12 protein-coding genes are annotated in these 12691 nt (G+C 70.4%); 1 reads left to right on the top strand and 11 read right to left on the bottom strand.

Going from position 1 to position 12691, the window contains the following annotated elements; translation table 11 throughout:
* Both ACY45C_RS03725 and ACY45C_RS03720 read right to left on the bottom strand, forming a co-directional pair.
* Positions 1–462: cation diffusion facilitator family transporter (locus tag ACY45C_RS03725; protein WP_462186250.1), on the bottom strand; the 462-nt coding region annotated here is incomplete at its 3' end.
* Between the two features lie 38 nt (positions 463–500).
* On the bottom strand, positions 501–2114 hold the full coding sequence (locus tag ACY45C_RS03720; protein WP_462186249.1) for an ABC-F family ATP-binding cassette domain-containing protein: 1614 nt from the start codon (positions 2112–2114) through the stop codon (positions 501–503).
* A 458-nt stretch (positions 2115–2572) separates the two neighbouring features.
* Here ACY45C_RS03720 and rfbB point away from each other — a divergent pair, with 458 nt between their 5' ends.
* On the top strand, positions 2573–3577 hold the full coding sequence (gene rfbB, locus ACY45C_RS03715) for a dTDP-glucose 4,6-dehydratase (RefSeq protein ID WP_462186248.1): 1005 nt from the start codon (positions 2573–2575) through the stop codon (positions 3575–3577).
* Between the two features lie 22 nt (positions 3578–3599).
* Here the strand turns inward: rfbB and glgA are convergent, their stop codons facing one another.
* The 9 genes from glgA to sufB all read right to left on the bottom strand — a co-directional run bounded on the left by glgA (position 3600) and on the right by sufB (position 12527).
* Positions 3600–4637 carry a glycogen synthase gene (gene glgA, locus ACY45C_RS03710; protein WP_462186247.1) on the bottom strand — a complete coding sequence of 346 codons (1038 nt, stop codon included), beginning with the start codon at positions 4635–4637 and terminating at the stop codon, positions 3600–3602.
* A gap of 276 nt (positions 4638–4913) precedes the next feature.
* On the bottom strand, positions 4914–6152 hold the full coding sequence (gene glgC, locus ACY45C_RS03705) for a glucose-1-phosphate adenylyltransferase (RefSeq protein WP_462186246.1): 1239 nt from the start codon (positions 6150–6152) through the stop codon (positions 4914–4916).
* A 267-nt stretch (positions 6153–6419) separates the two neighbouring features.
* On the bottom strand, positions 6420–6869 hold the full coding sequence (locus tag ACY45C_RS03700; protein WP_462186245.1) for a metal-sulfur cluster assembly factor: 450 nt from the start codon (positions 6867–6869) through the stop codon (positions 6420–6422).
* The gene (gene sufU / locus ACY45C_RS03695; RefSeq protein ID WP_462186244.1) at positions 6866–7390 is read right to left on the bottom strand and encodes a Fe-S cluster assembly sulfur transfer protein SufU; all 525 of its coding nucleotides are present in this window, start codon (positions 7388–7390) and stop codon (positions 6866–6868) included. Before sufU ends, ACY45C_RS03700 begins: the two co-directional genes overlap by 4 nt.
* The gene (locus ACY45C_RS03690) at positions 7387–8715 is read right to left on the bottom strand and encodes a cysteine desulfurase (RefSeq protein WP_462186243.1); all 1329 of its coding nucleotides are present in this window, start codon (positions 8713–8715) and stop codon (positions 7387–7389) included. The genes sufU and ACY45C_RS03690 overlap by 4 nt, the downstream gene beginning before the upstream one ends.
* The gene (gene sufC, locus ACY45C_RS03685; RefSeq protein WP_462186242.1) at positions 8712–9506 is read right to left on the bottom strand and encodes a Fe-S cluster assembly ATPase SufC; all 795 of its coding nucleotides are present in this window, start codon (positions 9504–9506) and stop codon (positions 8712–8714) included. The genes ACY45C_RS03690 and sufC overlap by 4 nt, the downstream gene beginning before the upstream one ends.
* Positions 9507–9514: 8 nt before the next feature.
* Positions 9515–9907: a non-heme iron oxygenase ferredoxin subunit gene (locus ACY45C_RS03680; RefSeq protein WP_462186241.1), complete on the bottom strand. Its 393-nt coding sequence runs from the start codon at positions 9905–9907 to the stop codon at positions 9515–9517.
* The gene (gene sufD, locus ACY45C_RS03675) at positions 9904–11115 is read right to left on the bottom strand and encodes a Fe-S cluster assembly protein SufD (protein ID WP_462186240.1); all 1212 of its coding nucleotides are present in this window, start codon (positions 11113–11115) and stop codon (positions 9904–9906) included. The genes ACY45C_RS03680 and sufD overlap by 4 nt, the downstream gene beginning before the upstream one ends.
* The gene (gene sufB / locus ACY45C_RS03670) at positions 11115–12527 is read right to left on the bottom strand and encodes a Fe-S cluster assembly protein SufB (RefSeq protein WP_462186239.1); all 1413 of its coding nucleotides are present in this window, start codon (positions 12525–12527) and stop codon (positions 11115–11117) included. The genes sufD and sufB overlap by 1 nt, the downstream gene beginning before the upstream one ends.
* Positions 12528–12691: the final 164 nt, after the last annotated feature.

Raw genomic sequence — 12691 nt, 5'->3', positions numbered from 1 at the left:
CCGCGCCTCCCGGATAAACCGCCACCAGGACTGGTCGCCCTTCGTCTTCTTCGACTCGCGGATGGCGGTCGCGAAGGAGTACGACTCCAGCAGCACCGCGGTCAGCAGGACGACGACCGCGACCAGCCCGCTCTCCAGCTCATGCGGATGGCGCAGCTTCTCGACGCCCTCATACACTGAGAACAGCCCACCGACGCTGAACAACACGATCCCGACCAGGAAGCCGGCGATGTAACGCGCCCGCCCGTACCCGAAGGGATGCTCCTCGTCCGGCGGCTGGACGGAACATTTCTGGCCGAGCAGGAGCAGGCCCTGGTTGCCGGAGTCGGCCACCGAGTGGATGGACTCGGCCAGCATCGACGACGACTGGGTGAACAGGAACGCGACGAACTTCGCCACCGCGATACCCAGATTGGCGATCAGTGCCGCCATGACCGCCTTGGTGCCGCCCTGCGTACTCACAAAGGTTCTCCATTCCGTTCCCGGGGCAGGGTTCCTGCTCAAGCCAGGGTGATGAGCTCGGCCAGATCGGGTGACCAGTTGTCCTCGACCCCGTCCGGCAGCATCAGGACCTTCTGCGGGTCGAGTGCCTCGACGGCCCCCGGGTCGTGGGTGACCAGGACGACCGAGCCCCGGTACGTGGCGAGCGCGGCAAGCACCTCGTCGCGCGAGGCGGGGTCGAGGTTGTTCGTCGGCTCGTCGAGCAGGAGGACGTTGGCGGAGCTGCAGACCAGTCCGGCGAGCGCGAGGCGGGTCTTCTCGCCGCCGGACAGGGTCTCGGCACGCTGCTCCACGCTGCCTCCGCTGAACAGGAACGCGCCCAGGATGCGACGCAGCTCCACGTCCGACGCCCCCGGCGCGGCGGCCCGCATGTTGTCCAGCACCGAGCGGCTAGTGTCCAGCGTCTCGTGTTCCTGCGCGTAGTACCCGAGACGCAGACCGTGACCGGGATGCACCTGACCGACGTCGGGCGCCTCCTGGCCCGCCAGGATGCGCAGCAGCGTGGTCTTGCCGGCACCGTTCAGCCCGAGGACCACGACCCGCGAGCCGCGGTCGATCGCGAGGTCCACGCCGGTGAACACCTCCAGCGAGCCGTAGGACTTCGACAGTCCGGTGGCGGTCAGCGGCGTGCGGCCGCACGGAGCCGGGTCCGGGAAGCGCAGCTTGGCTACCCGGTCGGCGACGCGCGCCTCGGCGAGCCCGGCCGCGAGCCGCTCGGCCCGCCGGTCCATCTGATGGGCGGCCCGCGCCTTGGTCGCCTTGGCGCGCATCTTGTCGGCCTGCGCCTTCAGCGAGTCGATCTTCTTCTCGGCATTGGCGCGTTCCCGGCGACGGCGGCGCTCGTCCAGCTCGCGCTGGTTGAGATAGGTCTTCCAGTTCACGTTGTAGACGTCGAGGGTGGCCCGGTTGGCGTCGAGGTGGAAGACCTTGTTCACGCACTTGTCGAGCAGGTCGACGTCGTGGCTCACCACGATCAGGCCACCCGTGTGAGCGCGCAGGAAGTCCCGCAGCCACCCGATCGAGTCGGCGTCGAGGTGGTTCGTCGGCTCGTCGAGCAGCAGGGTCGCGTCGGCGTTGCCGGACCCGGCGAACAGGATGCGAGCGAGTTCGACCCGCCGCCGCTGCCCACCGGACAGGGTGCCGATGGGCTGGACGAGCACCCGGTCAGCCAGGCCCAGCGACGAGCAGATCCGGGCAGCCTCCGCCTCGGCGGCATAACCGCCGAGCGTCCCGAATCGCTCCTCCAGGCTGCCGTAGCGGCGGATCGCCGCGTCCCGCGCCGTGGTGTCGACCAGCTCGGCCATCTCCAGCTGCAGCTTCTCCATTTCGCGCAGGAGAACGTCGAGACCACGTGCCGACAGCACACGATCACGGGCAGTGTCGGCCAGATCGCCGGTACGCGGGTCCTGGGGGAGGTAACCCATCTCACCCCGGAGGTCGACGGTGCCGGCGAACGGCAGCCCCTCCCGGGCAAGCACCTTCAGCAACGTCGTCTTGCCGGCCCCGTTGCGCCCGACGAGACCGATCCGGTCGTTCGGCTGCACCCGGAAGGATACGGGCTCGATCAGAGTGCGGGCTCCGGCACGCAGTTCGAGCTCGGACACAATGATCATCGAGGTAGGGCCTCTTTCGGGCTTCCAGACAACGCCGGGCGAGCGTCAGAGCGTTACACCGGCGACGTCGGGTTGACACGGACAACGGCGGGGACCCCACCAGAGCACTGCGAACCGGGACGACCGAGGTCGGGCACGGGGTAGGTCGGGCACAGGGCAGGTCGCGCACCGTGCCCACCAAGGACGGCACGGTCGGGCACGCGACGATCACGATACGACGATGCTCATGACCTCAAGAGTACGGGGGGCATAGGCCGCTGTGGCCGCCGGCTAGCCCTCGGGCAGGCCCGCCACGCGCCAGAGCGTAGGGTGCCCGTGCGCCCACGGTCACCCGCCGTCGTCCGGGTGGCCGCGCGCGGGCCAGGCCGGTGCCCGCCCGCCACGAGAACATGGACGACGTCCGTCCACCGCCCAGCCGCAGGCGTCGCCGCGCCTGCGCACCGATCGAAAGGCACACCATGTCGACGCTCCTCGTGACCGGAGCCGCCGGGTTCATCGGATCGAACTTCGTCCGCTACTGGCGGACGCGGCATCCGGGGGACGCGGTCGTGGCGCTCGACGCCCTGACCTACGCCGGCTGCCGGGAGAACCTCGCCGACGTCGCGGACCGCGTCACGTTCGTCCACGGCGACATCCGTGACCAGGAGCTCGTCGAGTCGGTGCTGCGGGAGCACTCCGTGGACGTGGTGGTGAACTTCGCCGCCGAGTCGCACAACAGTCTGGCGATCATTCGCCCCGGCGAGTTCTTCTCGACGAACGTGATGGGTACCCAGGCCCTGCTCGAGGCGGCCCGCACGGTCGGGGTGGCCCGCTTCCACCAGATCTCCACCTGCGAGGTCTACGGCGACATGGACCTCAACGACCCCGGCGCCTTCACCGAGGACTCCCCCTACCTCCCCCGCACGCCCTACAACGCGGCGAAGGCCGGCGGGGACCACGCCGTACGCGCCTATGGCTTTACCTACAACCTCCCCGTGACGATCACCAACTGCTCGAACAACTACGGTCCCTACCAGTTTCCGGAGAAGGTCATCCCCCTGTTCGTGACCCGGGCGCTGCAGGGCGAGTCGCTCCCGATGTACGCCTCTACCACGAACCGGCGCGAGTGGCTGCACGTGATGGACCACTGCCGGGCGATCGACGCGGTTCTGGACCGCGGGCGGCTCGGCGAGACCTACCACGTCGGATCCGGCGTCGAAGCGGACATCGAGACGATCGCCGACACGGTGCTCGCCGAGCTCGGTCTGCCCGCGTCGTTGAAGACGATCGTGCCCGACCGTCCCTCGCACGACCGCCGCTACCTGCTGGACTCCACCAAGCTGCGGACCGAGCTGGACTGGGCGCCGTTGATCGACTTCGCCGAGGGCATGCGGTCGACCATCGCCTGGTACAAGGAGAACGAAGCCTGGTGGCGTCCGCTGCTCGGTCGCTCCCCGGTCTCCGAAACGGCCTGGACGAGCTGACAGCCCCAGCCGAGCTGAGCCGTCAGCCGCCAGTCAGCGACGCGTACAGCCGCGCGGTGCGCTCGGCGATCGCAGCCCAGCCGAACTCGGTGACGGCCCGGTCCCGGCCCGCGTGGCCCATCGCGGCCGCCCGGACCGGGTCCGCGAGCACCTCGTTGACGGCCCCGGCCAGCGCGCCGGGGTCGTCGGGCGGCACCAGCAGACCGGTGACGCCGTCGTCGACGACCTCGGGAATGCCACCAACCCGGGAGGCGACGACCGCGGTGCCGCACGCCATCGCCTCCAGGTTGACGATGCCGAGCGGCTCGTAGACCGACGGGCAGACGAACACGGTGGCATGGCTGAGCAGCTGGATCACCTCCGGCTTCGTCAGCATCCCGGGCAGCCAGACCACGCCGTCGCGGCCGGCGCGCAGGCCCTCGACCAGGTCGGTGATCTCCGTGAACAGCGCAGGGGTGTCCGGGGCCCCGGCACAGAGCACGAGCTGCGCCTGGGGGTCGATCGCCGCCGCCGCCCGCAGCAGCACCGGCAGCCCCTTCTGCCGGGTGCTCCGCCCCACGAAGATCACCGTCGGCCGATCCGGGTCCACCCCGTGGCGTTCCAGCACGTCGGTCGCGGTGTCCGGACGGTACTCGTCGGTGTCGATGCCATTGCGGATGACGTGCACGCGGGCCGGATCGACCGCCGGGTAGGCATCGAGGATGTCCGCGCGCATGCCCGCGCTGACCGCGACCACGGCGGCCGCCGACTCGATCGCGACCCGCTCGCACCAGGACGACACCCGGTAGCCCCCGCCCAGCTGCTCGGCCTTCCAGGGACGCCGGGGCTCCAGCGAGTGCGAGGTCATCACGTGCGGGACGCCGCCGAGCAGCGCGGCGAGATGGCCACCGAGATTCGCGTACCAGGTGTGCGAGTGGATCACGTCCGCGCCGGCCGCCGTGGCGGCCATAGACAGGTCCATCGACACGGTCCGCAGCGCGTCGTTCGCGTCGGCGAGCGCGGCCCAGCTCCGGTGCGCCGCGACCGCGGCGACGCCCGGGGCACCCGCCCTCTCGACCACCGGCCGGTCGACGGCACCGGTCGACGGCACCGGTCGACGGCACCGCACCCGCGGGCCCACCGCCCGGCGCCCCGCCGCCCGGCGCCGGCCCCTCGCGGTGGACGGTGAGGTCGACCAGCCGGGCGAGCTCCCGGCTCAGGTACTCGACGTGCACACCCGCCCCGCCGTAGACGTCCGGGGGGTACTCCCGGGTGAGCATGGCGACGCGCATGTGCGGTCTCTCCCAACGGTGCCGTGACGGGACGGGTGCGGGCGGATAGGGGGATGGCGGCCGGTTCAGTCGGCGATCGTGATGCCCTTGCCGACGACGGTGACGCCCTGCTCGCTCACGGTGTAGCCGCGGGCGCGATCCCGGTCCTTGTCCACCCCGACCTGGGCGCCCGCCGGCACGTGCACGTTCTTGTCCAGGATGGCATCGCGGACGACGGCCCCCCGGCCGACGACCACGTTGTCCAGGAGCACCGTGTGGTCGACCTCGGCCCAGGAGTTCACCCGCACTCCCGGGGACAGCACCGACGAGCGCACCGTGCCCCCGGAGATGATGACTCCGTTGCTGACGATGCTGTTCATGGCCGTGCCGGTGCGCTGCAGGCCATCGTGCACAAACTTCGCCGGTGGCAGCGAGGGGATGCTGGTGAGGATCGGCCACTCCCGGTTGTAGAGGTTGAACACCGGGTCGAGCGCGCACAGATCCATCTGCGCCTCGAAGTACGAGTCGACGGTGCCGACGTCGCGCCAGTAGCCGCGGTCACGCAGCGTCGTGCCCGGGACGACGTTGCCGGCGAAGTCGTACACCGCCGCCGCCCGCTGGGCCACGAGCATCGGGATGATGTTCCCGCCCATGTCGTGGACGCTGTCCTCGTCGGCGGCGTCCTTGCGCAGGGCGTCGATCAGCACGTCCGTCGAGAAGACGTAGTTGCCCATCGAGGCGAACGTCTCCTCGGGGCTGCCCGGCAGACCCGGCGGATCGGCGGGCTTCTCCAGGAACGCCTCGATCGTGCGGCCGTCGGGCGCCGTCTGGATAACCCCGAACGCCCGGCCCTCGGATCTCGGTACCCGCAGCCCGGCGACGGTGACGCCGGCTCCGCTGTCGAGATGCTGGGCGACCATCTGCCGCGGGTCCATCCGGTACACGTGGTCCGCGCCGAAGACCACGACGATGTCCGGGGCGTCGTCGTAGACGAGGTTCAGCGACTGGTGGATGGCGTCGGCGCTGCCGGCGAACCATCGCGGCCCCAGCCGCTGCTGCGCCGGCACCGGCGTGACGTAGTTGCCGAGCAGGTTGCTCATCCGCCACGTCGTCGTGATGTGCCGGTCGAGGCTGTGGCTCTTGTACTGGGTCAGGACCGCGATGCGCAGGTAGCCCGCGTTCACCAGGTTGGACAGCACGAAGTCAATCAGGCGGTACAGCCCACCGAAGGGGACGGCGGGCTTCGCCCGGTCCGCGGTCAGCGGCGCCAGCCGCCGTCCGGCACCCCCGGCCAGCACCAGACCGAGGACCCGCGGGCTCGGCACAGACAGGCTCCCGTCTTCCGGCTCGATCTCCGAACGACCGGCGGGGCCGGACACCACGTCACGATGCGGAAAGCCCCGCCGAAATGGGCCGATGACGACGCCGATCGCCTGGTTCCGACCCTACAAGCCTGGCGGGCGGACACGGGCGGAGTGAGCGGTGGTTGCTGGGTAGCCAGCCGTATGTTGCGTGAACCCCACCGGTTGTTCATCCGGTGGGCCGAGGGCGGACGGCAGCCCGAGGGCGGGCGGCCCGGCAGCCGGCGGCCGTCAGACGTTGAAGCCGAGCGCGCGCAGCTGCTCGCGACCGTCGTCGGTGATCTTGTCCGGTCCCCACGGCGGCATCCAGACCCAGTTGATGGTCACATCCGCGGCCAGCCCGTCCGGGCCATCGACCAGGGCGGAGCGGGTCTGGTCCTCGATGACGTCGGTGAGCGGGCAGGCCGCCGAGGTCAGCGTCATGTCGAGGGTGACGGTGTTGTCGTCGGCGACGTGGATGCCGTAGACGAGGCCGAGGTCGACGACGTTGATGCCGAGCTCGGGGTCGACGACGTCGCGCATCGCCTCCTCGATGTCCTCGAAGCTGGCGAGCTCCGGCGGGGCGCCCGGTCCCGTCGGGTCCGGGTCCAGCAGCGGCTTCGGGACCCCGGCGGGCTGGTCCGCCGCCTCGGCGGTTTCTCCCGTCTCGGTCGAGCGCGTCTCGGTCACCGTCTCGCTCATGGCTTCTCCTGCTCGGGTACGTCGAGGGGGGCGACGCGGGGGAACGCGACAGAGGTGGATGCGGCGGCACCGGCACCGGCGACGCTCGGATCCATCGCCTTGGCGGTCGCGTCCTTCCAGGCCATCCAGGACAGCAGGGCACATTTCACCCGGGCGGGGTACTTGGAGACGCCGGCGAACGCCACGGCGTCCTCCAGCACGTCCTCGTCACCCTCGACGGTGCCCCGCGACTGCATCAGCGCCAAGAACTCGCGTTCGAGCTTCAGCGCCGCGTCGACCGGCTTGCCGATCACGAGATCACTCATGACGCTCGCCGACGCCTGACTGATCGAACAGCCCTCGCTCTCGTAGGAGACGTCCTCGACGACCCCGTCCGAGACCTTCACCCGCAGGGTCACCTCGTCGCCGCAGGTCGGGTTGACGTGGTGCACCTCGGCGTCGAAGGGATCCCGCAGCCCCCGGTGGAGCGGGTTGCGGTAGTGGTCCAGGATGATCTCCTGGTACATGGAGTCGAGTTTCACCTCAGAAAGAACCTCCGGACCCCGTGCAGTCCTTCCACCAGGGCGTCGACCTCACCGGTCGTCGTGTAAAGGTGGAACGACGCGCGGGTCGTCGCAGGTACCCCGAACCGCAGGCAGACCGGCCGGGCGCAGTGGTGCCCGACCCGCACGGCGATGCCGCGCTCGTCGAGGATCTGTCCGACGTCGTGGGGATGGATCGGCCGGCCGTCGTCCTCGTGCAGCACGAAGGAGATCGCCCCGCCGCGGGCGTCCGCCGTCGGCGGACCGATGATCCGCAACCCCGGCACCTCGGCGAAGGCGTCCAGCGCGTAGGCCGTCACCGCGTGCTCGTGCTCGGCGACGGCCGGCATGCCGAGCGCGGTCAGGTAGTCGACAGCCGCGCCGAGCCCGACCACCTGGGCGATCATCGGGGTGCCGGCCTCGAACCGGTGCGGCGGCGCCGCGTAGGTCGAGCCCTCCATGGTGACAAGCTCGATCATCTCGCCGCCGCCGAGGAAGGGCGGCATGACCTCGAGCAGCTCGTAGCGCCCCCAGAGCACCCCGACCCCGGTGGGCGCGCACATCTTGTGCCCGGTGAAGGCCAGGAAGTCCACCCCGAGATCGGTGACGTCGACCGGGTTGTGCGGCACCGACTGGGAGCCGTCCAGCACGGTCAGCGCGCCGACCTCGCGGGCCCGCGCCACCACCTGCGCGACCGGGTTGATCGTGCCGAGAATGTTCGACTGGTGGACGAAGGCGACGACCTTCGCCCGCTCGGTGATAATCGAATCGAGGTTGCTCAGGTCAAGCCGGCCGTCGTCGGTCAGCCCGATCCAGCGCAGCGTCGCCCCGGTGCGCCGGGCCAGCATCTGCCACGGCACGAGGTTGGAGTGATGCTCCATCTCGGTGACGACGATCTCATCACCCGGGCCGACCCGGAACCGCTCCGCCTCGGCGCCGGCGGCCCCGGCGTTGCTCATCGCGTAGGCGACGAGGTTCAGCGCCTCCGAGGAGTTCTTGGTGAACACCACCTCCCGGCGGTCGCCCGCCCCGATGAAGGCGGCGACCTTGTCCCGGGAGGCCTCGTACAGCCCGGTGGCCTCCTCGGCCAGCACGTGGAGGCCGCGGTGCACGTTGGCGTTGTGCAGCTCGTAGTAGGTCCGCTCGGCGTCGAGCACCGCCAGCGGCTTCTGCGAGGTGGCGGCGCTGTCGAGGTAGACCAGCGGCCGGTCGTCGTGCACCGTGCGGGCCAGGGCGGGGAAGTCCCGGCGGACCTGCTCGACGTCGAACCCGCCAACGAGCCGGGGTCCGGGCCCCAGGCGCACGGCCGCGTCGGTCAGCGTCATGACACCGCTCCCACGCCGGCCGGCGTGGGAGCGCCGCCACCCTTGGCGTAGCGGTCGTAGCCGGACTCCTCCAGCACGGCGGCCAGTTCCGGGCCGCCCTCGTCGACGATCCGCCCCGCCGCCATGACGTGGACGAACTCAGGACGGATGTAGCGCAGGATTCGGGTGTAGTGGGTGATGAGCAGGATGCCCGTCTCCCCCTGGGCCCGCACCGACTCGATGCCTCCGGAGACGATGCGCAGCGCGTCGACGTCGAGGCCGGAGTCGGTCTCGTCCAGCACAGCGATCCTCGGCTTGAGCAACGCCATCTGCAGGATCTCGTGACGCTTCTTCTCGCCGCCGGAGAAGCCCTCGTTGACGTTGCGCTCGGCGAACGCCGGGTCCATCTCGAGCGCAGCCATGGAGGTCTTGACCTCCTTGACCCAGGTCCGCAGCTTCGGCGCCTCGCCGCGCACGGCCGTGACCGAGGAGCGCAGGAAGTTCGACACCGAGACCCCGGGGATCTCCACCGGGTACTGCATCGCCAGGAAGATCCCGGCCCGGGCCCGGGCGTCGACGCTCATCGCGAGGACGTCCTCGCCGTCGAACGTGATGCTGCCCTCGGTGACCGTGTACTTGGGATGGCCCGCGATCGCATAGGACAGCGTCGACTTGCCCGACCCGTTCGGCCCCATGATCGCGTGCGTCTCGCCCTTGCGGACGGTCAGGTCCACCCCGCGCAGGATCTCGCGCGTGCCCTCGCCGTCCGTCTCCACCGAGACATGCAGATTGCGGATCTCCAGTGTGGACACCGCTGCCGTCACCCTCGTTCCGGGTTCGAATGTGTAACGTTTGGATGGGTAACGTCGACGAGCACGTCGTCGCCGTCGACGGTCACTGCGTACGTGGGCACCGGCTCAATCGCCGGCAGGCTCAGCGGGACGCCGCTGGCCAGGTCGAACTGGGACCCGTGCAGCCAGCACTCGATCTTGCCGTCCTCGGCTTCGCCCTGGGAGAGCATCACGTCGGCGTGCGAGCACTCGTCGCGCACGGCGTAGACCGCCCCGCCCGACCGCACCACGCACACCGGCACACCCTCGATCTCGGTGCCGATCGCGCTGCCCTCGGCGAGGTCCGCGGCGGCACACACCCGGTGCCACCGCGGGGCGACCGAGGAGCCGCCCGCGGCAGAACCGCCGGTCGCGGTCGTCATCCGCCCACCTCCGCCGACAGCTCGCCGGCGACCTTGGTCATGATGCGCTCCCGCAGCTGCGGCACGTCGATCCGGTCGATGATCTCGGCGAAGAAGCCGTGCACCACGAGCCGGCGGGCCTCCTCGGGCGAGATCCCCCGCGACTGCAGGTAGAACAGCGCCTCGTCATCGAACCGGCCGGTGGCGCTGGCGTGACCGGCACCGGCGACCTCACCGGTGAGGATCTCCAGGTTCGGGACCGAGTCGGCCCGCGCGCCGTCGGTGAGCACGAGATTGCGGTTGAGCTCGTAGGTGTCCGTGCCCACGGCGTCGGCGCCGATGAGGACGTCGCCGATCCACACCGCGTGGGCGGCGTCCCCGCGCAGCGCGCCCTTGTAGGTGACCCGGCTGCGGCAGGAACGCGGCTCGTGCGTGACGAGCAGCCGGTGCTCCTGGTGCTGGCCGGCGTCGGTGAAGAACACGCCGTAGAGCTCGGCGTCGCCGCCGGGCCCGCGGTAGTCCACGGTCGGGTTGAGGCGCACCAGGTCACCGCCGAGGGTGATGGTGAACGAGCGCAGCCGGGCGTCGCGCCCCAGCGAGTAGGCGTGCGCGCCGAGGTGCACGGCGTCGTCGTCCCAGTCCTGCAGGGTGATGAAGGTGAGCGAGGCGCCGTGCCCCACGTACACCTCGACGTTGCCGGCGTAGGTGGCGCTGCCGGTATGGTCGAGCACCACGGTGGCCGACGCGAACGGGCCCACCTCGACGAGGACGTGACCGTAGGCCACCCCGCCCGGGGAGCCGCGCCGCCCGCCGTCGCCGCTCGTCGCGACGAACCCGGCCGGGGACCTGGGGCTCTCACCGTGCAGGTGCACGACCACCGGCTCGGTGAGCGCGGCCTCGGCCGGGACGGTGACGGCGAGCGCGCCCGCCGACCGGGTCAGGGCGAAGGCAGCCACCCGGTCGGCCGGGGTCAGCACCCGGCCGATCCGGGCGTCGCCGACGGCGAGCTGCTCCACCTCGACCCCCGCGGGCGCCGTGACCGACACGGAGACCTTGCCGTCGGCCTCGGGGCCGGTCGGCAGTCCGCGCAGCCGGCGCAGCGGGGTGAACCGCCACGCCTCCTCGCGTCCGGTGGGCACGGCGTGGTCGAGCGGGTTACGGGACCGTACGGGACGGGGTACGGCACCGGAGGCGGCCGGGGGCCGACCGGTGGCGTCGATGACGACCATCAGCCGACCGCACCTTCCATCTGCAGCTCGATGAGGCGGTTGAGCTCGAGGGCGTACTCCATGGGCAACTCCCGGGCGATCGGCTCGACGAAGCCGCGCACGACCATCGCCATCGCCTCTTCCTCGGACAGGCCCCGGCTCATCAGGTAGAACAGCTGGTCCTCGCCGACCTTGGAGACGCTCGCCTCGTGCCCGATGGAGGCGTCGTCCTCGCGCACGTCGACGTAGGGGTAGGTGTCCGAGCGGCTCACCGTGTCGACGAGCAACGCGTCGCACTTGACCGTCGACCGGGAGGCCGACGAGCCCTCGTTGATCTGGACGAGCCCGCGGTAGGACGTCCGCCCACCGCCGCGGGCCACCGACTTGGAGACGATCGTCGAGGAGGTCCGGGGCGCGGCGTGCACCATCTTCGCGCCCGCGTCCTGGTGCTGACCGGCACCGGCGAAGGCGATGGAGAGCACCTCGCCCTTGGCGTGCTCGCCGAGCAGCCACACGGCCGGGTACTTCATCGTCACCTTGGAACCGATGTTGCCATCGATCCACTCCATGGTGCCGCCCTCGTGGCAGGCGGCGCGCTTGGTGACCAGGTTGTAGACGTTGTTCGACCAGTTCTGGATGGTCGTGTACCGGCAGCGCGCGTTCTTCTTCACGACGATCTCGACGACCGCCGAGTGCAACGAGTCCGACGAGTAGACCGGCGCCGTGCAGCCCTCGACGTAGTGCACGTAGGCGCCCTCGTCGACGATGATCAGCGTCCGCTCGAACTGGCCCATGTTCTCGGTGTTGATCCGGAAGTAGGCCTGCAGCGGGATCTCGACCTGCACGCCCGGCGGCACGTAGATGAAGGATCCGCCCGACCACACCGCCGTGTTCAGCGCGGCGAACTTGTTGTCCCCGACCGGGATCACCGAGCCGAAGTACTCCTGGAACAGCTCCGGGTGCTCACGCAGCCCGGAGTCGGTGTCCAGAAAGATGACACCCTGCTCCTCGAGGTCCTCCCGGATCTTGTGGTAGACGACCTCGGACTCGTACTGTGCGGCGACCCCGGCGATGAGGCGCTGCTTCTCCGCCTCGGGGATGCCGAGGCGGTCGTAGGTCGCCCGGATGTCCTCGGGCAGGTCCTCCCACTCCTCGGCCTGCTTCTCGGTGGAGCGGACGAAGTACTTGATGTTGTCGAAGTCGATGCCCGACAGGTCGGCACCCCAGGTCGGCATGGGCTTGCGCTCGAACAGCCGCAGCCCCTTGAGGCGCAGGTCGGTCATCCACGACGGCTCGGACTTCTTGGCCGAGATGCCGCGGACAACCGCCTCGGACAGGCCGCGCTCCACGTCGGCGGCGTAGGCGTCGGTGTCAGCCCATCCGAACCGATAGGAACCAAGGCCTTCCAGGGCGGTCTCGGCAGAGGTGGTCATAGGGCGGAACCCTCCGAAGACGAGAATGGTGGACAGGCCAGGGACGCGGGCCGGGCCGGGCCGGATCCGGCCACGGCGGAATCAGGCAGCACCCGAGCGGAGCCGTCCTTCCCGGGCCCGTTCTGGTCGGGCCCGTTCTGGTCGGACCGAGCACGCGAAGCCGT

Source organism: Frankia sp. CcWB2 (assembly GCF_977927585.1).
This window is presented reverse-complemented; position numbering and strand designations above follow the sequence as displayed.